The sequence below is a fragment of the Streptomyces sp. B1I3 genome (assembly GCF_030816615.1).
In the GTDB taxonomy this organism is placed as follows: domain Bacteria; phylum Actinomycetota; class Actinomycetes; order Streptomycetales; family Streptomycetaceae; genus Streptomyces.
Window position 1 is genome coordinate 7,209,144 of the sequence record NZ_JAUSYD010000001.1, and the last position, 23,592, is coordinate 7,232,735.

Consider the following 23,592-nt stretch of genomic DNA (forward strand, 5'->3'; position numbering starts at 1 on the left):
ACACCGGGCCCGGCGGCCGGACGGGGCCGGCCGCCGGGCCCGGTGGCTCACCTCAGGGCGCCCAGGGCGCGTCCACCGCCCACGTCGTGTCCTCGGTGAAGGTGGCCGCGTTGTCCCACGCGTGACCGCCGCCCGGAGAGGCCAGCCACACCTCCGAGTCGATGTGGCGCAGATAGCTGCCGGGAAGATTGGCGCTCGACAGCCGTACCCCGCCCTGACCCGCGATCGCGCACCACGTGGCGTCGGCCTTGAAGAGGGCTGAGCCGTCGTCCGCGTCGCGGCGGACCCGGAAGTCCCTGTGGCGCAGGTACTCACCGGGGTAGTTGCGGGACTCCAGCGAATAGCAGTTGCCGTTCGCCAGGCCGGTGACGATCTTCCAGGTGGCGTCGTTCTTCAGCAGCGTGCTGCTGCCGCCGTCGACGACGGCCGTGTAGGCGAGCTCCTGGGAGTGGCGCAGGTACTTGTTCGTATGGCCGGGCGTGGTGACCCGGAGCGACTTGTACTGGCCGGTGGGCAGGGTGACCGGGGGTGCGGGGGTCCTGGAGGCCTGGATGAGGGCCTGGTTGGCGGCCTTCACCCGGGCGGTGTCCACCTTGACCACCTGCCGGTCGTAGGTGAGCAGGCCGTTCACCTCGTTCTCGACGTCGGTGATCTCCGTGTAGACCGAAGCCGAGAGCCCGGCGGGCAGCTGGCCGACGCGGATGCTGTCGAGGAGCCCGACGAAACGGTTGTTCAGCGCGGAGACGCTCGCCTGGTCCTCGTAGCTGAAGCCGCCGCCCGGATACCACTCGTGGCCCGGCACCTTGTAGCCCAGGCCGCCGAACTCACCGAGGACCGCGGCCCGGGTCGCGGTGGGTGCGGTGTTGCCGGGGCCGACGTAGACGTGGTTGTCGATCACGTCGCCGTTGCCGCCGTCCACGGAACCGCAGCAGTTGACCCCGCTCATGTTGTTCACCAGCCGCGAGGGGTCGTACGCCTTCACCTCGTTCGCGATCCTCGCCTGGTCGTACTGGCCCCAGCCCTCGTTCTGGTCGACCCACATGACCAGCGAGGGGGAGCTGCGGTGCTGGTCGATGACCGCGTGGTACTCGGCCTCCCACTGGGTGCGGGCGGCGCCGTCGGGGGATTTGCCGGTGTCCATCGCGGGCATGTCCTGCCAGACCAGGAGGCCCAGCTTGTCCGCCCAGTAGAACCAGCGCTGCGGTTCCACCTTGATGTGCTTGCGGACCATGTTGAAGCCCAGGTCCTTGTGCGCCTGCAGGTCCGACCTGAGGGCGGCGTCGGTCGGCGCCGTGTAGATGCCGTCCGGCCAGTAACCCTGGTCGAGCGTGCCGGTCTGGAAGACGAACTTCCCGTTGAGGACGGGACGCAGCACGTTGTCGACCTTGGCGACGGCGATCGACCGCATGCCCGCGTAACTGCCCACGGTGTCCACCACGGCGGCCTGGTCGAGCAGTTCGGCGCGTACGTCGTACAGGAACGGGTCGTCCGGGTTCCACAGCCGGGGGTTCGGCACCGGTACGGAGATCTCCGTACCGGGGGTTCCGGTCGCCGTGCCCACCACGGTGCCGCCGCTGGAGACGGTGACCCGGGCGGTCCGGCCCGCCGCGCCGGCCGTCTGCGCCTTCACCCGGAGGGTGCTGTCGCCGAGGTTCGGCGTCATGTCCAGCCGGGTGATGTGCGCGGCGGCCACGGGCTCCAGCCAGACGGTCTGCCAGATGCCGGAGGCCGCGGTGTAGAAGATGCCGCCGCCCGAGTGCGGGTTCACGTCGTTGATCCGCTGCTTGCCGACGGCCTGGCCGCCCGTCTGCGTAGGGTCGTAGACGGAGACCACGACGGTGTTCGTGCCGCCGTTCAGCTGGGGCGTGATGTCGTAGGAGAACGCGTCGAAGCCGCCCTTGTGGGCGCCGACCTGGGTGCCGTTGACCCAGACGGTGCTCTGCCAGTCGGAGGCACCGAAGTTGAGCACGACCCGCCGGCCGTTCCAGTCCGCCGGCACGGTGAAGGTGCGCTTGTACCAGAGCTTGTCGCTCTCGGTGATCTTGCGCTTGATGCCCGAGAGCGCGGATTCCGCGACGAAGGGGACCCGGATCTGCTCGGAGAAGGCGGCGGGCTGACCGGCGTCACGGCCGGTCACGGCGAAGTCCCAGATGCCGTTGAGGTTGGCCCAGTCCGGCCGGGTGAGCTGGGGCCGCGGGTACTCCGGAAGCGGCTTGTCGACCGGGACCTGGCTGGTCCACGGCGTGGTCATCGGGGAGGGCTTCGGCGCCCAGGCGGCGGCCGCGGCCTGGGAGGAGTGCGCGCCGACGCCCACCAGTGCGGTCGCGACGAGGGCCAGCAGCCCCGTGCCGGCGGTTAAGCGTCTCCACCAGGGACCGCGGCCTGGCTCGCGTACGGGATTCATCGTTCTCCTTCTCGTGGGGTGCGTCTCATCGGGAGGAGCGGGATCAGAGGAGCTGCCAGAGGTGGTCGGCGGTGCCGTTGTCGTCGTACTGGACGACGTGCGCGCTGTCGGCGGTGGACATGCCGTCCACACCGAGCACCTTGTCCGAATTGCGGTTACGGATGCGGTACCAGCCGCCGCCGTCCGGCACGAGCTGCCAGAGGTGGTCCGGGGTGTCGTTGTCGTCGTACTGGACGACGTGGGCGCTGTTCGCGGTGGACATGAGGTCGACGCCCAGCACCTTGCCCGAGTGCTGGTTGCGGATGCGGTACCAGCCGTCGCCCTCGGCCACGAGCCGCCACAGGTGATCGGCCGTCCCGGTGTCACCGAACTGGACGACGTGGGCGCTGTTCGCGGTCGACATGAGATCGACGCCCAGCACCTTGCCCGAGTGCCGGTTCCCGATCCGGTACCAGCGGTCCGCGAGCCACGGGGCCCCGTCAGGGGCGGCCGTCGGGAAGGACGTGATCCGCAGCCGCGCGGCACCCATCGGCACGAGCGTGACCTCCTCCACCGGCTCGGTGCTGCGCGCCGGGCTGTCCTGCAGCGGCGCCACCACGTGCTCGTCGTCCGCGCCCCACTCGGGGATGCGGCGGGCGCGGGCGGTCATGGTGAGCGGGGTGCCGCCGAGCGTGAACGGGTCGGCGCCCGGGGCCCGTCGCCGGGCGTGGTGGCGCAGGGAGGAGGCCGGCGCGCTCCCGTCCAGGACGAGCCCGTAGTTCCAGGCGCCGGTGGCGTGCACCTCGTACTCGGGGAACCGGTCGGTGCCGCCGATCCGCCGGTACTCCTCTCCGATGCGCAGCGAGTAGGTGAGCGGTCCGTGGTCGACGCTCACCGAACCGTGGTTGTCCGTCCACGTCCGCACGGTCGTGCGCTGGGGGAAGCTCAGGGTGACCCGGTCGCCGTCGGCCCAGGTCCGGTCGACACGCGTGAAGGCGGGGCCCGCGGGGGCGGCGACCGGGCGCCCGTTGACCTCGATCCGCGGTTCGCCGCACCAGGCGGGGATCCGCAGCACCAGGGGGAAGCGCAGGGGCTTCGGCGACTTCAGCGAGAGCGTGACCGTGTCCGTGAACGGGTAGTCGGTCTCCTCGGTGAAGGTGACCTCCGTGCCGTCGGCGACCTTGGCGGTGACCTCGCAGGCGGCGTACATCGCGGCGGCCAGACCGCCGTCCGGGGTGGCGAGCCAGAGTTCCTCGAGGAAGTACGGCCAGCCCATGCCGTAGTTGTGCGGGCAGCACCGGTACTGGTCGACACCGGGCAGGTACGCCTGCATCGCGAAGCCGTTCTGGAACTGCCGGTCCCGCTTGGGGGCGTTGTCCAGGTCGACGCTGTTCGCGCTGGTGATGTAGTGGATCGCCTTGCCCGACGGGTCCAGCGCGGCGGGCAGCGAGTTGAAGGCCAGCTCCTCGCAGCGGTCCGCCCACAGCGGGTCGCCGGTGATCCGGGTGAGGAGCTGGTGGCTCGCCATGAACTCGACGATGCCGCAGGTCTCGAAGCCCTGGCGGGGGTCACCGTGCCCGGGGCGGGCGTTCTCGTCCCCGGCGAAGCCGCCGCCGGGGAACTGCCCGTACGCGTCCATGGCTCTGCGGTAGGTCCCGTACGTGTCGCGGGTGTCCTGCGCCGAGCCACTGCGCAGGGCGTACTGGGCGGGTTCGCGGAAGCCCTGCGCGATGTTGACGTTGTGCGGGTTGACCAGGTTGTCGCCCCAGTCGGCGCCGTAGCGGTGGATCTTGTCGGCGAGGTCCAGCAGGAACGTGTCGCCGGTGCGGTTGAACAGCCAGAAGACGCTGTCGAGGCCGTCGCCCCAGCGCAGCGCGATCCAGCTGGTGTCGAACGCACCGGGGCCCTGGGCGTTCATGTAACGGAAGAACCGGCTGAGGAAGGGGATGATCCGGGCGTCGCCGGTGTACTCCTGCCAGGAACGCATCGCCTGGAGCAGAGGCAGGAACGGCCAGAAGTCGGGGCCGCCGCCGAGTGACGTCCGCAGGGACCTGGGACCGAAGAAGCCGTCGGTCTGCTGGGTCGCGAGGATCGCGTCGAGCCAGCGGCGGGTGGCCGCCAGCGCTGTCGCGTCACCGGTGACGATCGCCAGGTCGGTGTACCCGCGGAGCCAGTAGGGGACCTCCTCCCAGCCGCCCCGGTCGGGGTGCACCCAGCCGGACGCTTCGAACTCCAGGAAGTGGGAGCGCTCCGCGTACCGGCCGCACAGGCCGTCCAGCTGGAGCCGGAGCCGGCCGGCGAGCCAGCCGCGCGCCGTGATCCGCCCGGGCGGCAGTTTCAGGAACGCCGTCGGGTGCAGGGGAGCGGCGTTGGGGGAGTAGTGGCCGCCCCGTACGGCAGTCACCTTGTTCTGCGCCGCGGTCGCGGTGGAGGCCCAGCGGCCGGACATGGACGCCGCGGCGGCCGTGGCCATGGCGCCGGTCATGAGTTGCCTGCGGTTCAGGGACATCGCGAGGTGCTCCGCTTCTGTTCTGCCGGTGGGGGACACGACCGGGCCGGGCGGGTCCGGCGCATGGCGAAGGTGCGGCTGTCGCACACGGGTCCGGGGGCGACAACGTCTCTGCAACGTTGGAAAATTGACGTCGGCGGTATGACAGCACGCCGTCAAGCGGGTGTCCATAGGTGGCGCACGGGCTGGTTCCGAACCGGCCGCCGGTGGGTGCGCCGCGCGGCGCGTGCCGGGGTGACACGTTTTGGAAACGCAACGGCAACTCTCTTGCCGCACGCGCCGCCCCGCCTATATAACGTTGTAAACCGAGCCGCCGAGAGGCCGCACAGGCTCTCACGACCACAGTTTTCGCAGCTCGAAGCGGGTCGTGAGGGTGCAGTGCCATCTGCCGCCGAGCGGCCGATGCATCGTCCAGCCATGCCCGACCGCGCGCCGAACGGCGTGCCGTCATCCCGCCAAGGAGCGTCCCGCGCATGATGACCCAGCGTCGATCCCGTACCCTCGCCGCGGCCTGCCTGCTGGCCGCAACCGCCACGCTGGCCGCCTCCGGCTGCTCGAAGTCGGAGACCACGGACAACGCGGGTGGTGACAGCAGCCAGGGAGCGCAGGCGGCGAAGACCCCCGAGGCCACCTCCGGTGCCGGCTGCTCGCTGCAGACCTACGGAGCACCGAAGCTCGACCTGAAGAACGCGGTGGTCGGCTTCTCCCAGTCGGAGAAGGAGGCCAACCCGTTCCGTATCGCCGAGACCCAGTCCATCAAGGACGAGGCGAAGAAGACCGGCGTCAAGAAGCTGCTCACCACCAACGCGCAGTCGCAGCTGTCCAAGCAGATCAGCGACATCCAGGACATGCTCTCCCAGGGTGCGCAGTTCCTCATCGTCGCCCCGCTCAACTCCGACGGCCTGGAGCCCGCGCTCAAGGCCGCCGCCGCGAAGAAGGTGCCCGTCCTCACCATCGACCGCAAGGTCAACTCCACGGCGTGCCAGGACTACCTGGCCTTCCTCGGCTCCGACTTCGTCGAGCAGGGCAAGCGCGCCGCCGACGCGATGATCAAGGCCACCGACGGCAAGGGCAAGGTCGCCATCCTCCTCGGCGCCTCGGGCAACAACGTGACCACCGACCGCACCAAGGGCTTCGTCGACCGGATCAAGGCCGAGGCACCCGGGATCGAGATCGTCGCCCAGCAGACCGGCGAGTTCGCCCGTGACAAGGGCCAGCAGGTCATGGAGCAGCTCATCCAGTCCAAGCCGGACATCACCGCTGTCTACGCGGAGAACGACGAGATGGGCCTCGGCGCGGTGACCGCGCTGAAGGCCGCCGGCAAGAAGCCCGGCAAGGACGTCAAGATCGTCTCGGTCGACGGTACCCGCAACGCAGTCCAGGCCCTGGTCAACGGCGAGTACAACGCCGTGATCGAGTCCAACCCCCGCTTCGGTCCGCTGGCCTTCGCGACGGCCCAGAAGTTCTACGGCGGCGAGGAGATCCCCGAGAACGTCATCATCACCGACCGCGCGTACGACGAGACCAACGCCAAGGAATCGCTCGGCGGGGCGTACTGATCCGCTCAGGTCACCAACGGCCCCGGCCGCCGTGTCACAGACGACGCCACGGCGGCCTCCCGGCCCACACCCTTGGAACAGCGGAAGGCCAAGACCAGCCATGGCACCACCCGAAGCAGTACCTCAGGCACCGGGGACGGCCGCGCACGCCGCCACCGCCGTGCTCGAAGCCCGCTCGGTGAGCAAACGGTTCCCCGGCGTCGTCGCCCTCGACGACGTCTCCTTCTCCCTGCGCGCCGGGGAGACCCACGCGCTGGTGGGGGAGAACGGCGCGGGCAAGTCCACCCTCATCAAGGTGCTGACCGGTGTGTACCGGCCCGACGGCGGTGAACTGCGACTCGCGGGCGAGCCGGTCAGATTCGCCCGGCCGTTCGAGGCCCAGCAGTCCGGTATCTCCACGATCTACCAGGAAGTCAACCTCGTCCCGCTGATGAGCGTGGCGCGCAACATCTTCCTCGGCCGAGAACCCCGTAACCGCTTCGGCCTCATCGACTTCTCGCGCATGCACCGCGAGACGACGGAACTGCTCGACGGCTTCGGCGTACGCGTCGACCCCCGCCGGCCGTTGCACACCCTGGGGATCGGCACCCAGCAGATGGTCGCCCTGGCACGGGCGGTCTCGGTCAACGCCCAGGTCGTCATCATGGACGAACCCACCTCCTCACTCGAACCGCGTGAGGTGGAAACCCTCTTCCGCGTCATCGAGGACCTGCGCGGCCAGGGCATCGCCGTGCTCTACGTCAGCCACCGCATGGACGAGCTCTACCGGATCTGCGACCGAGTCACCGTGTTGCGCGACGGCCGCCACATCCACACCGGTGACCTCGCCGACCTCGACCGGATGCAACTCGTGTCGATGATGCTCGGCCGCGACCTGGCCGAGGTCCGCCGCGCCGGTGTCACCAACTTCGCCGCCGAAGGCCACGAGGCCGCCCGTACTCCCGTACTGACCGCCACGGGCCTCAACAGCCGCCTCCAGCTCCACGACATATCCCTGTCGCTCTACGGCGGCGAGGTGCTCGGCCTCGGCGGTCTCCTCGGCTCGGGCCGCAGCGAGACGGCGAAGGCACTGTCCGGCGCCCTGCCGCTGGACTCGGGTGAACTGACCGTCGACGGAACCGCGTTGAAGCGGCTCACCCCGGCCGCCGCCATCAGGGCGGGTATCAGCCTGCTGCCCGAGGACCGCAAGGCGGAGGGCATCGTCCCCGGCCTCTCGGTCCGCGAGAACATCGTGCTGGCGGCCATGCCGCGGCTGTCCCGGGCCGGTGTCGTCTCCCGCGCCAAGCAGGACCGGATCGTCGACATCTTCATGAAGCGCCTGCGGATCAAGGCGTCGAGCCCCGAGCAGAAGGTCGGTGAACTCTCCGGCGGCAACCAGCAGAAGGTCCTGCTGGCCCGCTGGCTCTGCCTGGAACCCAAGGTCCTGCTGCTCGACGAGCCCACCCGGGGCATCGACGTCGGAGCCAAGGCCGAGGTCCAGAGCCTCATCGACGACCTCGCCCGCGAGGGCCTCGCCGTCCTGCTCATCTCCTCCGACATCGAGGAACTCATCGAGGGCGCCGACCGGATCGTCGTCCTGCGCGGCGGGGCCGTCGCCGGCGAACTGGCGGGTGACGACGTGGCTGAGAGCAGGCTTCTCGAAGTGCTCGCCGACCACGCACCGGCACCGGGAGACGACACCCCGGCCGCTCAGGAGGACCCCCGATGACCCAGACCGCCGTCTCGCCACCCAGCAAGCCCGCACGGCCCGGCCGGGCCGTGTCCCCCCTGGCCCGGCTGCGTGACCCCGCCTGGTACCAGGAGTACGGCGTGTACGTCGCCGTGGCGGTGGTGCTGCTCTTCAACGCACTGTTCACCGACCACTTCATGACCGCCGACAACTTCCGTACCCAGCTCGTCCAGGTCGCCCCCATCGTCATCGTCGCCCTGGGCATGGCCCTGGTCATCGGCACCGAGGGTGTCGACCTGTCCGTCGGCTCGACCATGGCGCTCGCCGCCGCCTTCCTGCCGCTCTACCTCGGATACGGGCTGGTGCCCGCGCTCGTCGTCTCCCTCCTTGCGGGCGCGGTCGTCGGAGCCGTCAACGGCAGCCTGGTCTCCCTCATCGGGCTGCAGCCCATCGTGGCCACGCTCGCCCTCTTCGTCGGAGGCCGCGGACTCGCCCTGGTCATGGCCGACGGCCAGCTCAAGCAGATCGTCAACCCCGACCTGCTGTCGCTGGGAACCGGTTCCTTCCTCGGAATCCCGCTGGTCGTCCTGATCGCCGGGGTCCTCGCCGTCGCCGTGGCCTTCCTGGTCCAGCGCACCACCTTCGGCCGGCAGATCGTCGCCGTCGGCGGCAACCGTTCCGCCGCCGCCCTCGCGGGTCTTCCCGTCAAGCGGGTCCTCATCGGCGTGTACGTGCTCTGCGGTGTCCTCGCCGCCCTCGCCGGAATCCTCGCCACGGCCCGGCTCACCGCCAGCGACCCGTCCTCGCTCGGCACCCTCATGGAGCTCTCCGCCATCACGGCCGTCGTCGTCGGCGGCACGCCCCTGAACGGCGGGTCCGTCCGCGTGCTCGGCACCGTGGCGGGCGCCCTGCTGATGCAGCTCCTGCGCGCCACGCTCGTCAAGCACGACCTGCCCGACTCCACCGCACAGATCGCCCAGGCGGCCATCATCATCGCCGCCGTCTACGTCGCCCGGGAGCGTCGGTCCCGATGAACGAAACCACACCCGCACCCACCGTCCCGGCGCCCGCGCCGGCGCCGCGGAAGTCGGCCGCGCCCCGCCCCGTCGCGGGTTCCGGGCCGACGGGCCGGCAGCGAGCCGCCGAACTCCTCCAGAGGCAGGGCGTCCTCGCGGTCCTGCTGACCGTCGTGATCGCCGCCTCCTTCATCTATCCGACCTTCGCCTCCCTGGACAACGCCCGCGGGGTGACCATCCAGGCGTCGTTCCTCGCCGTGGTCGCCCTCGGCATGACGATGGTCATCATCACCGGCGGCATCGACCTGTCCGTCGGATCGGTCTTCGCCCTGGGCGGAGTCCTCGCCGCATGGGCCTCGCAGTACGGATTCCTCGCCGCGCTGCTCGTACCCCTCGCCGTCTGCGGCGTGATAGGCCTGCTCAACGGCTTGCTGATCGCCCGGGGGAACATGGCCCCCTTCATCGTCACGCTCGCCACCCTGCTGGCCGCCCGTGGCCTGCTGCTCGCCATCACGGACGAAGGCGCCACCACCTACCTGGTGCCCAAGGACTCCGCCTTCGGCGACCTGGGCCAGGGCGCCGTCTGGGGATTCGGCTACCCGATCCTGATCGCCCTCGTCCTCTTCGGCGCCGGCGGACTCGTCCTGCAGCGCACCTCGTTCGGGCAGACGCTCTTCGCCGTCGGCGGCAGCAGCGACGCAGCCACCCTGATGGGCCTCCCCGTCGCCCGTACCAAGATCCTCGTCTACACGCTGAGCGGTCTGCTGGCCGGACTGGCCGGCGCGCTCAACGCGGCGAGGCTGTCGTCCGGCGTCACCATCGTCGGTGTCGGCATGGAGCTCGACGCCATCTCCGCCGTCGTCATCGGCGGCACCCTGCTCATCGGTGGCGCGGGCTCGATCAGCGGCACGCTCTGGGGCGTCCTGCTGCTCGCCGTCATCCAGAACCTGATCAATCAGATCGGCTCGCTCAACTCCTCGTACCAGTCGGTGGTCAGCGGAGGTTTCCTTATCGTTGTCGTGGTGGCCCAGCGCTATCTGGCGCGCAGTCGCAGAAGCACCTGACCGCGAACCAGCTGTGCCGAGCAGAGCCACCGAGCCGAAGAGCCGAGTCGAGCCAAGGAGTGCCGTGGGCGTCAGCCTCAAGGACGTTGCGCAACGGGCGGGCGTGTCCATCAAGACCGTGTCGAACGTGGTGAACAACTATCAGCACGTCACACCCGCCATGCGCGCCAAGGTGCAACAGGCCATCGACGAGCTCGGGTACCGGCCGAACCTCACCGCACGCCACCTGCGCAAGGGCCGCACAGGCATCATCGCCCTAGCGGTCCCCGAATTCGGCAACCCCTACTTCGCGGAGCTCGCCGGGGCGGTCGTCGACGCGGCCGCCCGGCACGACTACACGGTGCTGGTCGACCACACCGCGGGCCTGCGGGAGAAGGAGCTCCTGGTCAGCCAGGGCTTCCGGTCGCACGTGATCGACGGGCTCATCCTCAGCCCCATCCACCTGGAGACCGAGGACCTCATGGCGCGCACCGAGACGGCGCCGCTGGTCCTGCTCGGCGAGCGCGAGTACGAGGCTCCGTACGACCACATCGCCATCGACAACGTGGCGGCGGCCCGCGATGCCGTGCGCCACCTCGTCGACCACGGGCACCGCAGGATCGCCTTCCTCGGTTCGCGCACCGGCCGCGAACGCCAGCCCGCGCACCTGCGGCTGCGAGGCTGGCGTGAGGAGCTCGCCGCCTCCGGGATCGTGCCGGACGAGAGTCTGGTCGTGGTCACCGACGGCTACGGCCGCGAGGACGGTGCCGCCGGCATGGCGGCCCTCCTGGACCGGGGGGAGCGGCCCGACGCCGTGTTCGCGTACAACGACCTGATCGCCATCGGCGCGATGCGGACCATCACGGCACGCGGCCTGCGCATCCCGGACGACATCGCCGTCGTCGGCTTCGACGACATCGAGGAGAGCAGTTACGGCACCACCACGCTGACCACCATCGCCCCGGACAAGGAGGCCATCGCCCGCCTGGCCGTCGACAGCCTCGTCGAACGGCTCTCCGGCAAGCCGGTGGCAGAACCACGCAGGCCACGCCCCGGCTACCGCCTCATCGTCCGGGAGTCCACCGCACCCGGGCCTGCCACCGCTCTTCCCAAGGACCTCTGATGCCGCGCCCCACCGTGCACAGCACCCCGTTCGGCTCCGCCCACGGCACCCCGACCCACCTGTGGACCCTCGACAGCGGTGCGGGAGTCCGGGCGGAGATACTGACCTACGGCGCCTCCGTGCACCGCCTCATCGTGCCCGACACCACGGGCGCCACCGCCTCGGTCGTCCGTTCACTGGCGACCGTCGACGACTACACGGCCAAGCACCCGTACTTCGGCGCCGTGGTCGGCCGGTACGCCAACCGCATCGCGCACGGGCGCTTCACCCTGGACGGTGTCACGCACCACATCCCCGCCAACGACCGCGGCCACGCCCTGCACGGTGGCCCCGAGGGCTTCCACACCAAGGTGTGGGACGCCACCGCGGACACCACCGGCGACACCGCGTGCCTACGGCTCACCCTGCACAGCCCCGACGGCGACATGGGCTTCCCCGGGGCGCTCGACTGCACCGTCACGTACACCCTCGACACGGCCGGCACCCTGGCCGTCGACTACGCGTCGGTCACCGATCGCCCCACGGTCGTCAACCTCACCAACCACGCCTACTTCGACCTGGCCGGCCACGGCGACATCCTCGGCCACCGCCTCGAGGTCGACGCCGACACCTATCTGCCGGTGGACGGCGACGGCATCCCCCAGGGCGCTCCGGCCGAGGTCCGGGGCACCCCCTTCGACCTGACCGTGCCCCGCGTCCTCGGGGAACGGCTCGGGCACGACCACGAACAGCTGCGTGACGCCGGCGGCTTCGACCACAGCTGGGTACTGCGCGGCAACGGCGCAGGCGTGCGCCGCGCGGCGCGGCTCACCGCACCGGACGCCCGCCGTGTCCTGGAGGTATGGACCACCGAGCCCGGCATCCAGGTCTACACCGCCAACCAGCTCGACGGGGCGTTCACCGACACCACCGGCCGCCGCCACGAACGCCACGGCGCGGTCTGCCTCGAGACCCAGCGCCTGCCCGACTCGCCCAACCGGCCGGACTTCCCCACTGCCGTCCTGCTTCCCGGCGACATCGCGCGCAGCCGCACCGAACTGCGCTTCCCGCACCTGACGCCGGGCCGAGCGGGGTGACCGGCGAGCCGGTGGGGCGGGCGCCCGTGGTGGGCGCCCGCCCCACCCGTGTCACTTGAGGTAGGCGCCCGCAGACCCGATCCTCCCCGGGGCCGCGTTCCTGCCGCCGAGGTCGAGGACGTACACCCGCAGGTTGCCCTTCCCCGGGGCCGGGACGGCGAGCGTGCCGCCCGTGACGACCTGGGCGGCCCCGGTGACGGCGTCCTTGTACGTGCCGTTGGGGATGCCCGTGTACGTGGCGCCGCCCGAGACGGTCACCAGGGCGAAACTGTCCGTACCGCTCGCCGCGTCGGTGTAGCGGCGCTTGTAGGCCATCGAGCCGGTGATGCCTTGTGTCGAGTACTGGCCCATCTGCAGGGCCGGCACCGCGCGGCGGATCTGGTTGAGCCGCTGGACGTGCTTGACGAGCGGCTTCGCCAGGGTGTCGGCGACCGCGCCGGAGGCGGAGGCGACCGTGCCGAAGTCCGACGCCTTGACGTCGCCGGCGAGGTGGGCACCGTAGTACGCCCGCCCGGTCGTGGCCAGCGGGCAGGTGGGCCCGCAGTCGATCTTCTTGCCGGCCTGGAACTCGATCTCGGAGCCGTAGTAGAGCGTGGGGATGCCCCGGAAGGTCCACATCAGCGACATGTTCTCGGCCCAGGCGTCAGTGCCGCCGGCGTACCGTTCGCTGCTCTTGTTGGGCCCGTAGTCGTGACTGTCGACGTAGACGACGTTGTAGGTGGCGTCGTTGTAACTGTCGTCGGAGTCCCTGCCGTTGTTGTAGGCGTTGCCGGCGTCACCGAAGTTCATGTGCATGCGCATGTCAATGACGTTCATCCCGGAGAACCTGCTGTGGTCCGGGCTGTGGTAGGCGTTGCCGTCCAGGAAGGCGTTGGTGGACGTCGGCTGCGAGCCGGTGCCCTGCTGCTGCTCGTAGTCGTACATCTCCAGGGCGGCCTTCTCGTCGTCCGCGCTGTACTCCTTGCGCTCCTTCCAGGTGTAGAACTGCGCCGAGTGGTTGACGGAGCCTCGGTTCCACTTGTCGTTGACGAAGGCGGCGACCTCACCGAAGACGAAGAAGTTCTTCGCCGCCTCGGCGCCGAACCGCTGGGTGACGCGCTCCTGGATGGCCGGCAGGAAGCGCCGGTTCCACGTGGTGCGGGGGACGTGCACGGCGGTGTCGACGCGGAAGCCGTCGACGCCCATGTCGATGTACTTGTCGTAGGCGCCGATCAGGTAGTTCTGCACGGGCGTGCTCTCGGTGTCGAAGTCGGCGAGATCCTCGTGCAGCCAGCAGCTGCGGGAGTCCTCACCCTCCCAGTTGCCGATCCAGCAGTTGTGGTAGTACGCCTTCGGGAACATTCCCGAGGTGGGGCTCGGCCACTGGCAGTTGTAGATCCGGTAGCCCTCCGGCGAGGTGGACCGCGTGGGGGTGCCCCAGTTGACGCAGGTGTTGCCCGAGGGCTCGGCCGTGGACCACAGATCGCCGTTGTAGTACGACTTCCCGGACTTGGGCTCGACGGTCAGGCCGTCGTACTCGAAGCCCTCGTTCTTCTCGTCGTAGTACCAGCTCCACTGCGCGTCGCGGACTCCGTACACCTTGTGGGTGAACAGGCCCTTGGCGCCCCAGCGGGAGGAGTGGTTGTAGACGACGTCCTGATAGATCTTCATGCCCTTGGCGTGGGCCGCGTCGATGAGGTCCTGGTACGAGGCGCCGGCGGACTCGAGCCGGGAGTCGACCTCATAGAAGTCGTAGCCGTGGTAGCCGTGGTAGTCGTAGTCGGACCGGTTGAGGACCACCGGGGTGATCCAGACAGCCGACATGCCGAGGCCCTTGATGTAGTCGAGCTTCTCGACCAGGCCCTTGAAGTCCCCCCGGAACATGGGGTCGTCGTCGGCCGCGTTGCCCGACTTCGTGTGCTGGCTGCCGCCCCGGTTGTTCGCACTGTCACCGTCGTTGAAGCGGGCGGTGAGCACGAAGTAGATCGGATCCTTGCGGGGGTCGGTGCCCAGTGGCTTGCCGGGGGCCGGAGCCGTGGGCTTCTCCCCGGTGGTGGCGCTCGCGGCGGCCGAGGCGGACGACACGTTCCCGGCGGCGTCCACGGCCCTGACGGTGTAGCTGTACGCCGTCCTCGCCTCCAGCCCCGTGTCCGAGTACACCGTGGAGCCGACATCGCTCACGGCGGTGCCCTTGGTGCCTCCCGTCCGTGTCACCTGGTACTTCGTCACTCCGCGGTCGTCGGTGGAGGGGTCCCACGTCAGGACGACGGACACGCCGTCGGCGCTCGCCGACACCTTGGACGGGGCGGTGGGCGCCTGGGTGTCCGGGGTCTCGGCCGCGCAGGGGTCCGTGGCCGCGGCGGTGACCTTGTTGTCCTTCACCGTGGTCAGACCGGCCGGCACCGTGTAGTCGGCGCCGTTGTTGTTGTCCCACACACCGTTGCCGTTGTTGAACGTGGCCAGCATCGTGGTGGCGGCGCCCAGGTCGACCGACTTCCTCACCCAGCCGGTGCAGGCGGCCTCCATGCCCACGCCGGGGACGGTGGTCCACGAGCCGCCCGCCGGCCGGTAGTGCAGGTTGGTGGTGCTCCAGCCGACCATGGCGGTCGAGTAGTAGACCGACGCCGTGTGCGGGTCGTCGGGCTGCGGGCTCGGCTCCGGGTCCGAGCCGCTGCCGTCGCACGGGTCGCTGTGGGCGACCACGCCGTCCTTGACGGTGATGTCACCGGTGCCCAGTGCGTAGTTCTTCCCGGCGTTGTTGTCCCACACGCCCGCGGTGTCGTTGAACGTCGCGGTCAGTCCCGACGCGCTGCCCAGGCTGACGGTCCGCTTCACCCAGTCCGTGCACGCGGCTTGCATCGCCACGCCGGGCACGGTGGTCCACGGGCCGCCGTCGGGGGCGTAATGCAGTGCGTAGGAGGACCAGTTCCTGGTCTTCGTGTAATAAAAGACGGTGGCGGTGGACTCCGAGGCGGCCGCGGGCACGGCCGGATCCGGCTCGGTCGTCCGGGGGGCGGAGGTGAGGAGCCCCAGCACCACGGTGGCCGCGCAGGTCGCCGCGAGTGGGCGTCCCAGCAGCCGGAAGAGGGTGCGTCTCATGAGTGTGTCTCGTCTCCAGGGGAGGGCCGCGGTCGGGTGGACCGCGGCTGCCGACAGCACATCCGCTCCGCGAGCGGTTGCGTAGTCCCGCCGGAGAACCCGGACGCGCCTCGGGGTTCGGGCGAGTGATGCGCTCCGACAGCAAACGCTGTCAGAACCTTGCTGCAACACCTTGCGGCAACAGGAAGTTACCCGTGCATGACAGACGAGTAAAGAGGCCGCACGCCGGTCCGGTCCTGGCCTGCCTTGTGACCTGCCTCCTGACCTGCGCCGAGGAATGGCGAGCCATCCCTCGCTGTTCGGACGTGCATGACCTATTCCGTCGACGTCACGGTGCGCGGCTACGAGCTCGACACCCAGGGCCATCTCAACCAGGCCGTCTATCTCCAGTACGCCGAACACGCCCGATGGGAGCTGTTGCGGGACGCCGGCGTCCCGCAGGAGAAGCTGCTGGCCGAGGGAGTGGGCCCGGTGCAGCTGGAAGTGACGGTGAAGTACCTGCGTGAACTGCGGGGCGGGGACCGGGTGCGGGTGAGCTGTGCGTTCGTCTACGGCCCGGGCAAGACCTTCGAGGTCCGGCAGCGGATCACCAAGGAGGACGGGACGGTCGCGGCGGAGATCGACGCTGTGGGAGGCGTGCTCGACCTGTCCGCCCGCCGGCTGATCGCGGACCCGGCCGGACGCCTGGCGTCACTGGCGGAGAAGCCCGAACTCCTGGGCATCGGGACGGACTGAACCCCGGAGGGCCTGAACTCCGGGCGGCGCGCACCCCGGAGGGGATGAACTCCGGGCGGCCCGGACCGCGGGACCAGCGGTCACCGGCACCGTCCGGCCGCCGGGGGCGGCTCAGGAGGGGCTCTCGCCGGACTCCAGCTTCGCCACGACCCGGGCGAGCCGCGCGGCCCGGAGTTCGGGTGTCCTGGCGCGTACGAGCTGGAGGATGACGAGGTATCGGTCCGTCCTGCCCAGCTGCTCGAAGCGCTGCGCCGCCCGGGAGCCGGCGGCCAGTGCGGCGGCGAGGTCACCGGGCACGGTGGCCTCCTTCTGCGAGGGGTACGCCGCCGCCCACCGCCCGTCCGCCTGCGCGGCCCGCACCTCGGCGAGGCCGGGCTCCCGCATCCGTCCGGCCGCCGTCAGTGCCTCCACCTTGCGTACGTTGACCTGGGACCACTGGCTCCCCCGGCGGCGGGGCGAGATCCTCTGCAGGTAGTACGCCTCGTCGAGGGACTTGCGCTGCCCGTCGATCCACCCGTGGCACAGGGCGATGTCGATGACCTCGGCGGCCGTGACCGACTCGATGCCCGAACCCTTCTTCGCGAGCTTCAGCCAGAGATCCGACCGCACCCCGTGATGGATGCCGAGCCAGGACTCGAGTTCCTCGGCACGCGCGAAGGCGCGAGGCTCCGCGCCGGTTTCGCCCGCGGGGCCGGATGCCGGTGTGCCGACCATGGTGGTACCGCCTTCTCGGAGTTCGAGTACGTACCTCACACGCTAGGCGCCTTGTAGGACAGGAACTGTCCTGGACGGCCCGCTGCCTGCGACGGAGGCGGCGGAGCGGCGAGTGTCCGAACCCGCGGCGCGGCGGCCTGCGGCGACGGTCCGACCGAATGGGCCTGCCCCCGGACGGATCGTTGCGCCGTCCGGCTGACACGGCTCAGGCCCGCCCCGCAGGTGGACGAAAGGTCAGGTGTTCGCACCTCGCGGACTCCCGGTCCGCGAGCCGCTCATCCACCTCGAGGGAGAACGCATGCGCCTGCGCGCCCGCTGGGCCCCAGCGGTCCTACTGCTGATCGCCCCTGTGATCGGCACCGGCCCGGCCATGGCCGACACCGGCGAGACACTCGTGCCCGTCCAGAAGTCCGACCGGGCCGTACCCGGGCAGTACATCGTCACCCTCTCGGCCGAGCAGACGCCGGATGCCATGGCTGAGCAGCTCGGTGTCAGCCCCCTGTTCACCTACAGCAAGGTCCTGCGTGGCTTCGCGGCCTCGCTCACCCCGGCCCAGCTGGAGCAGGTGCGCGGCGCGGCGGGCGTCCAGGCCGTCGAGGAGAACAGCGAGGCCTCCGTCTCGCCACCCGCGGCGAGGACGGTGACGAGGACGGCGAGGACGGTGACGGCGAGGACGCTGACGAGGACGGCGACGGCGAGGGCGGCGACGGCGAGGACGGCGACGCGGAACCGGGTGGCGGCCGGGAGCTGGGGCCAGGACCGCATCGACCAGCGGAACCTGCCGCTGGACGGTGCGTACGAGGTGGACGGCACGGGCCAGGGCGTGACCGCCTACATCCTCGACACCGGCATCGAATCCGCGCACAGCGAGTTCGGTGGCCGGGTGGAAGCCGGGTACGACGTGGTCGGCGACGGCCGCGACGGTGAGGACTGCAACGGCCACGGCACGCACGTGGCGGGGACCGTGGCCGGTGAGACGTACGGCGTCGCCTCCTCGGCCTCCCTCGTGCCGGTACGGGTCCTCAACTGCGAGGGCTCGGGTACGTGGGCCGGGATCATCGCCGGCCTCGACTGGATCGCGCGGAACGCCGAACAGCCGGCCGTGGTCAACGCCTCGCTCGGCGGGCCCGCCTCCTCGGCCGTCGACGACGCGTTCGACGCGCTCGCGGAGCAGGGCACCCTGCCCGTCGTCGCCGCGGGCAACGAGAACCAGGACGCCTGTGACGTCTCCCCGGCCCGGGCCGACCGCGTGGTCGCCGTGGGTGCCAGCGACTCGCAGGACCGGCAGACGGTGTTCAGCAACTGGGGCACGTGCGTGTGGACGTACGCCCCCGGCCTGGACATCGTCTCCGCCAAGCTCGGCGGCGGTTCCACGAAGCTGAGCGGCACGTCCATGGCCAGCCCGCACGTCGCGGGTGTCGCCGCTCTCTACAAGGAGCGGAACCCGGACGCCACGTCCCAGCAGGTCGCCGACTGGCTCGCCGCGCAGGCGACCCCGGACGTCCTGACGGGCCTGGGCACCGGCTCGCCCGACCGGCTCCTGTACACCGGCGGCCTCTGAGCCTCCGCAGTCGGCTTCACGAGAGCGGGGCCCGCGCTGCGGGCCCCGCTCCTTGCCGTGCCCGTCCACCGGTGGGCCGGCTTCGCCGCGTCGCTCCATTCCGCGCCGCACCGCGCCGCCTTCCCGGTGCACGCCCTCCGTGCCGTCCGGCCGACGCCGTGTACAGGCGCTTCCCACCGTCTTGCGGCACGCTGCAAAATACCAACGTCTTTTGCGGGGCCTTTTCATGGAGGTGCTTTCCTAGCTGCGCCCGTAAACACCTTTCGCCGCCCGCACCTCACGCGCGCGCCATGATGCGCAGTCATGTTCCTGTTTCTGCCGTAACCGTGGACGCTCTCGCAGTTCTCTGCAACTCTCTGACCCCGAAGCGCAAAACACAACTCTTCTCACGCAGAAACGTGTGACTCGGAGTTGTGCCACATGAGCCGCGCTCTCGGCGCATTCCGCGTCGAGGCCGAAGATCGGGGACTTATGAGAGCCCAACGCTGGAGATGGCGGACCCTGTCCGCCGTGGTCACCACCAGTCTTCTGATGATCGGATGGCCGTCGTTCACCGCCACGGCGGCCGACGGCCCCAACATCGCCGCAGGCCGGACCGCGACGGCGAGCAGTGCCGGGGCCGAGTACGTCGCCCGGAACGTGACGGACGGCAGCCAGTCGACGTACTGGGAGGGCTCCGGGGGCACGTTGCCGCAGTGGGTGCAGACCGACCTCGGTTCCGCCGCGAAGGTCGACGAGGTGACCCTCAGGCTTCCCGCGGGCTGGGAGAGCAGGCAGCAGACGCTCTCGCTCCAGGGCAGTGCCGACGGCACCAGCTTCTCCACCCTCAAGACCTCGGCCGCGTACACCTTCGGCCCCGCCACCTCCAACGCGGTGAAGATATCCTTCCCGGCCACGCAGACCCGCTTCGTACGGGTGAACGTCACGGCCAACACGGGGTGGCAGAACGCGCAGCTCTCCGAGCTGGAGGTCCGGGCGGCGGGGGAGTCGTCCGCGAACCTCGCCGCGGGCAGGACACTCAGGGCGAGCAGTCACACCGAGACGTATGTGGTTGCCAACGGCAACGACGGCAACAGGGCCAGCTACTGGGAGAGCGGGAACAACGACCTCCCGCAGTGGATCCAGGCGGACCTCGGCTCCTCGGTCCGGGTCGACCGGGTCGTGCTCCGGCTGCCCGACGGCTGGGAGCAGCGGACGCAGACTCTGCAGATCCAGGGCAGCGCCGACGGGTCCGAGTTCGGCGACCTGACGGCGTCCAAGGCGTACGCCTTCAGCCCCGCGGGCGGGCAGTCGGCGACGATCTCCTTCGACGCGACGACCACCCGCTACGTGCGGGTGCTCGTCACCGCCAACTCCGTCCAGCCGGCCGCCCAGCTCTCGGAGCTGGAGATCTACGGCCCAGGGACCGGTGACACGCAGGCACCCACCGCGCCCTCCGGCCTGGCCCTCACCGAGCCGTCCACCGGCCGGATCACGCTGACCTGGAAGCCGTCCTCGGACGACACCGGGGTCACCGGGTACGGCGTCTACGCCAACAACACCCTGCTGACCGGCGTGGCCGGTGACGTCACCACCTTCACCGACACCCGGCCCGCCGGCGAGAGCGTCTCCTACTACGTGCGCGCCAGGGACGCGGCGGGCAACGAGTCCGGCAACAGCAACACCGTCACCCGCACCGGCGACTCCGGTGACACACAGGCGCCCACCGCGCCCTCCGGCCTGGCCCTCACCGAGCCGACCACCGGCCAGGTCAGGCTGACCTGGCAGGCATCCTCGGACAACAAGGGCGTCGTCGGCTACGACGTCTACGCCAACAACGTGCTGCGCAGGACTGTGGCAGGCGACGTCACCACCTACACCGACACCCAGCCCGCCGCCGCCACCGTCAGCTACACCGTGCGGGCCAAGGACGCGGCGGGCAACATGTCCGGCGCGAGCAACACGGTGACGCGCAACGGGTCCACGGGCGCCGCGTCCAACCTCGCCGTCTCCAAGCCGATCACCGCCTCCTCCGTGGTCCACACGTTCGTGGCGGCCAACGCCAACGACAACTCGCTCACCACCTACTGGGAGGGCGCGGGCGGCAGCTACCCGAACACCCTCACCGTGAAGCTGGGGGCCGACGCCGACACCGAGAGCGTCGTCGTCAAGCTCAGTCCCGACAGCAGCTGGGGTGCGAGGACCCAGAACATCCAGGTGCTGGGACGGGGGCAGAACGCCACCTCCTTCACGAGCCTGGTCGCCGCCAGGGACTACGCGTTCAGCCCTGCGGCCGGCAACACGGTGACGATCCCGGTCACGGCGAGGGTCGCCGACGTCCAGCTGAAGTTCACCTCCAACACCGGATCCGGCGCCGGTCAGGTCGCCGAGTTCCAGGTGATGGGCGCACCGGCCCCCAACCCGGACCTGCAGGTCTCGGCGGTCGGCGCGTCCCCGGCCGCGCCGGTGGAGTCCGATGCCATCACCCTGTCGGCGACCGTGCGCAACGCGGGAGCCGTGGCCGCTCCCGCCGGCAAGCTCGACTTCGAACTGGGCGGCTCCAAGGTCGCCACCGCATCCGTGGGCGCCCTCGCCGCGGGCGCGTCCACACAGGTGAGCGCCGGCATCGGCGCGCGTGAGGCGGGCAGTTACCCGCTGGGCGCTGTCGTCGACCCGGCGAACGAGATCATCGAGCAGAACGAGACGGACAACCGCTACGCCAGCAGCACACCGCTGGTCGTGAAGCCCGTCTCCAGCTCCGACCTCGTCGCGAGCGCGGTCACCACCTCCCCGTCCGCACCCGCGAACGGCGACACCGTGGCCTTCTCCGTCGCCGTCAGGAACCAGGGCACCGTCGCCTCGGCGAGCGGCAGTCACGGCATCACCCTGCAGCTGATCGACGCCCGGGGCGTCACCGTGAAGACCCTCACCGGCGCGCACAGCGGCGCCGTAGCGGCGGGCTCGACGACGCCACCCGTCCCGCTGGGCACCTGGACGGCCGCCAACGGCTCGTACACGGTGAAGGTGGTGCTCGCCGACGACGCCAACGAACTGCCGGTCAAGCGCGAGAACAACACCCGCACCGAATCGCTCTTCGTCGGGCGCGGCGCCGACATGCCGTACGACATGTACGAGGCCGAGGACGGCGTGGCAGGTGGCGGTGCGAAGGTCGTCGGCCCCAACAGGACCGTCGGCGACATCGCGGGCGAGGCGTCCGGCCGTAAGGCGGTCACCCTCGACAACACCGGCAACTACGTGGAGTTCACCACCAGAGCGACCACCAACACCCTGGTCACCCGGTTCTCCGTCCCGGACTCCGCGGGGGGCGGCGGCATCGACACGAAGCTGAGCCTGTACGTCGACGGCACCTTCCTCAAGGCCATCGACCTCACCTCGAAATATGCCTGGCTGTACGGGAACGAGACCGCCCCCGGCAACTCTCCGGGCTCGGGCGCACCCCGGCACATCTACGACGAGGCCAACGTCATGCTGGGCAGGAGCGTCCCGGCGGGCAGCAGGATCCGGCTGCAGAAGGACGCGGCCGACACCAGCGCCTACGCGATCGACTTCGTCAGCCTGGAGCAGGTCTCGCAGGTGGCCAACCCGGACCCGGCCCGGTACACGGTGCCCGCCGGTTTCACCCACCAGGACGTCCAGAACGCCCTGGACAAGGTCAGGATGGATACCACGGGCACTCTCGTGGGCGTCTACCTGCCGCCCGGTGACTACTCCACCTCCAGCAAGTTCCAGGTCTACGGCAAGGCCGTGAAGGTCGCCGGCGCGGGACCCTGGTTCACCCGGTTCCGTGCGCCCTCCACCCAGGACAACACCGACATCGGGTTCCGGGCGGACGCCGGTGCGAAGGGCTCGTCGTTCTCGAACTTCGCGTACTTCGGGAACTACACGTCCCGGATCGACGGACCGGGCAAGGTGTTCGACTTCTCGAACGTCACGGACATCGTGATCGACAACATCTGGAACGAACACATGGTGTGCCTCTACTGGGGGGCCAACACCGACGGCGTCACCATCAAGAACTCCCGGATCCGCAACATGTTCGCCGACGGCATCAACATGACCAACGGATCCACCGACAACCACGTCACCAACAACGAGGCCCGGGCCACCGGTGACGACAGTTTCGCGCTCTTCTCGGCCATCGACGCCGGTGGCGCGGACATGAAGAACAACGTGTACGAGAACCTGACGTCGATCCTCACCTGGCGGGCAGCGGGCGTGGCCGTGTACGGCGGGTACGACAACACCTTCCGCAACATCCACATCGCCGACACCCTGGTCTACGCAGGGATCACGGTCAGTTCGCTGGACTTCGGCTACGCGATGAACGGTTTCGGTACCGGGCCCACCACGGTCGAGAACGTCTCGGTCGTACGGGCCGGGGGACATTTCTGGGGCACCCAGACGTTTCCGGGGATCTGGCTGTTCTCGGCGTCCAAGGTGTTCCAGGGCATCCGGATCTCGCACGTGGACATCGTCGACCCGACGTACAGCGGGATCATGTTCCAGACCAACTACGTCGGAGGGCAGCCCCAGTTCCCGATCAAGGACACCGTGCTCACCGACATCTCGATCTCCGGAGCGCGCAGGAGCGGCGACGCGTTCGACGCGAAGTCGGGTTTCGGACTCTGGGCCAACGAGATGCCAGAGGCGAATCAAGGTCCCCCGGTCGGTGAGGTCACGATCAACGGCCTCGAGCTGAGCGGCAACGCCCAGGACGTGAAGAACACCACCTCCACGTTCAAGATCAACATCAATCCGTAGCGGGCAGGCCGGCCGATGCGGCGCGAGGTGTCTCCCGGCAGCCGGGAGGCACCTCGTCCGTGTCCTCCGTCTTCGCCCGCTGCACCCGCCCGCCGTGCCCGGCGTGCCCTGCGTGCTCTTTGCGGGCAGAAGTCCGCCCCTTGCGGCGGATGTGCCACCGGGGGCGCTCCGTGCGCCTGAAGCCCACTGTGCGGCCCCGGTGGCTGCCGAGAGGGCGTGACCCCGCGGGGCTGGCCACTCAAGGCTCAACAGCGCTTCCATGCGACCACTCGTCACATGCGGAGCACTGTCAAGCATTTACGAAATCTGCGCGGGATATTGCGTTCAAGTGTCGTCGGTGATTGAGTGTGCCGCGCCCCGGCAGA

The 23,592-nt window shown here is 69.9% G+C and carries 13 protein-coding genes; 9 read left to right on the forward strand and 4 right to left on the reverse strand.

What is annotated here, in order from left to right; genetic code table 11:
• Positions 1-52 precede the first annotated feature (52 nt).
• Both QFZ58_RS32770 and QFZ58_RS32775 read right to left on the reverse strand, forming a co-directional pair.
• Positions 53-2,404 (reverse strand): AbfB domain-containing protein, encoded by a 2,352-nt coding sequence (locus tag QFZ58_RS32770; protein WP_307128492.1) that lies wholly within the window; start codon positions 2,402-2,404, stop codon positions 53-55.
• Positions 2,405-2,447: 43 nt separating this feature from the next.
• Complete coding sequence (locus QFZ58_RS32775) at positions 2,448-4,892, reverse strand: RICIN domain-containing protein (RefSeq protein ID WP_307128493.1); 2,445 nt, start codon at positions 4,890-4,892, stop codon at positions 2,448-2,450.
• A 473-nt stretch (positions 4,893-5,365) separates the two neighbouring features.
• Between QFZ58_RS32775 and QFZ58_RS32780 the strand changes: the two genes are divergently transcribed.
• The 6 genes from QFZ58_RS32780 (at position 5,366) to QFZ58_RS32805 (ending at position 12,378) form a co-directional block, all read left to right on the forward strand.
• Positions 5,366-6,451 (forward strand): ABC transporter substrate-binding protein, encoded by a 1,086-nt coding sequence (locus tag QFZ58_RS32780; RefSeq protein ID WP_307128494.1) that lies wholly within the window; start codon positions 5,366-5,368, stop codon positions 6,449-6,451.
• 100 nt (positions 6,452-6,551) lie between these two features.
• Entirely contained in the window at positions 6,552-8,159 is a 1,608-nt protein-coding gene (locus QFZ58_RS32785; RefSeq protein WP_307128495.1) for a sugar ABC transporter ATP-binding protein, read from the forward strand.
• Positions 8,156-9,154: an ABC transporter permease gene (locus QFZ58_RS32790; protein ID WP_307128496.1), complete on the forward strand. Its 999-nt coding sequence runs from the start codon at positions 8,156-8,158 to the stop codon at positions 9,152-9,154. Before QFZ58_RS32785 ends, QFZ58_RS32790 begins: the two co-directional genes overlap by 4 nt.
• On the forward strand, positions 9,151-10,200 hold the full coding sequence (locus QFZ58_RS32795) for an ABC transporter permease (protein ID WP_307128497.1): 1,050 nt from the start codon (positions 9,151-9,153) through the stop codon (positions 10,198-10,200). Before QFZ58_RS32790 ends, QFZ58_RS32795 begins: the two co-directional genes overlap by 4 nt.
• A gap of 64 nt (positions 10,201-10,264) precedes the next feature.
• Complete coding sequence (locus QFZ58_RS32800) at positions 10,265-11,302, forward strand: LacI family DNA-binding transcriptional regulator (RefSeq protein WP_307128498.1); 1,038 nt, start codon at positions 10,265-10,267, stop codon at positions 11,300-11,302.
• On the forward strand, positions 11,302-12,378 hold the full coding sequence (locus tag QFZ58_RS32805) for an aldose epimerase family protein (RefSeq protein WP_307128499.1): 1,077 nt from the start codon (positions 11,302-11,304) through the stop codon (positions 12,376-12,378). The genes QFZ58_RS32800 and QFZ58_RS32805 overlap by 1 nt, the downstream gene beginning before the upstream one ends.
• 51 nt (positions 12,379-12,429) lie before the next feature.
• Here QFZ58_RS32805 and QFZ58_RS32810 read toward each other — a convergent pair whose 3' ends face one another.
• Entirely contained in the window at positions 12,430-15,456 is a 3,027-nt protein-coding gene (locus QFZ58_RS32810) for a carbohydrate binding domain-containing protein (RefSeq protein ID WP_307128500.1), read from the reverse strand.
• A 309-nt stretch (positions 15,457-15,765) separates the two neighbouring features.
• Here QFZ58_RS32810 and QFZ58_RS32815 point away from each other — a divergent pair, with 309 nt between their 5' ends.
• Positions 15,766-16,191, forward strand: a complete 426-nt coding sequence (locus QFZ58_RS32815; protein ID WP_307128501.1) for a thioesterase family protein — start codon at positions 15,766-15,768, stop codon at positions 16,189-16,191.
• 111 nt (positions 16,192-16,302) lie between these two features.
• Here QFZ58_RS32815 and QFZ58_RS32820 read toward each other — a convergent pair whose 3' ends face one another.
• Positions 16,303-16,905 carry a YdeI family protein gene (locus QFZ58_RS32820; RefSeq protein ID WP_307128502.1) on the reverse strand — a complete coding sequence of 201 codons (603 nt, stop codon included), beginning with the start codon at positions 16,903-16,905 and terminating at the stop codon, positions 16,303-16,305.
• 298 nt (positions 16,906-17,203) lie between these two features.
• Here QFZ58_RS32820 and QFZ58_RS32825 point away from each other — a divergent pair, with 298 nt between their 5' ends.
• Positions 17,204-18,466 carry a S8 family peptidase gene (locus QFZ58_RS32825; RefSeq protein WP_307128503.1) on the forward strand — a complete coding sequence of 421 codons (1,263 nt, stop codon included), beginning with the start codon at positions 17,204-17,206 and terminating at the stop codon, positions 18,464-18,466.
• Between the two features lie 471 nt (positions 18,467-18,937).
• Positions 18,938-23,227 (forward strand): discoidin domain-containing protein, encoded by a 4,290-nt coding sequence (locus QFZ58_RS32830; RefSeq protein ID WP_307128504.1) that lies wholly within the window; start codon positions 18,938-18,940, stop codon positions 23,225-23,227.
• The last annotated feature ends 365 nt before the right edge of the window (positions 23,228-23,592 follow it).

Coding starts and splice junctions, on each gene's coding strand:
- QFZ58_RS32770 (WP_307128492.1), bottom strand. CDS start 2,404: ATGAATCCCGTACGCGAGCCAGGCCGCGGTCCCTGGTGGAGACGCTTA.
- QFZ58_RS32775 (WP_307128493.1), bottom strand. CDS start 4,892: ATGTCCCTGAACCGCAGGCAACTCATGACCGGCGCCATGGCCACGGCC.
- QFZ58_RS32780 (WP_307128494.1), top strand. CDS start 5,366: ATGATGACCCAGCGTCGATCCCGTACCCTCGCCGCGGCCTGCCTGCTG.
- QFZ58_RS32785 (WP_307128495.1), top strand. CDS start 6,552: ATGGCACCACCCGAAGCAGTACCTCAGGCACCGGGGACGGCCGCGCAC.
- QFZ58_RS32790 (WP_307128496.1), top strand. CDS start 8,156: ATGACCCAGACCGCCGTCTCGCCACCCAGCAAGCCCGCACGGCCCGGC.
- QFZ58_RS32795 (WP_307128497.1), top strand. CDS start 9,151: ATGAACGAAACCACACCCGCACCCACCGTCCCGGCGCCCGCGCCGGCG.
- QFZ58_RS32805 (WP_307128499.1), top strand. CDS start 11,302: ATGCCGCGCCCCACCGTGCACAGCACCCCGTTCGGCTCCGCCCACGGC.
- QFZ58_RS32810 (WP_307128500.1), bottom strand. CDS start 15,456: ATGAGACGCACCCTCTTCCGGCTGCTGGGACGCCCACTCGCGGCGACC.
- QFZ58_RS32815 (WP_307128501.1), top strand. CDS start 15,766: ATGACCTATTCCGTCGACGTCACGGTGCGCGGCTACGAGCTCGACACC.
- QFZ58_RS32820 (WP_307128502.1), bottom strand. CDS start 16,905: ATGGTCGGCACACCGGCATCCGGCCCCGCGGGCGAAACCGGCGCGGAG.
- QFZ58_RS32825 (WP_307128503.1), top strand. CDS start 17,204: ATGCGCCTGCGCGCCCGCTGGGCCCCAGCGGTCCTACTGCTGATCGCC.
- QFZ58_RS32830 (WP_307128504.1), top strand. CDS start 18,938: ATGAGAGCCCAACGCTGGAGATGGCGGACCCTGTCCGCCGTGGTCACC.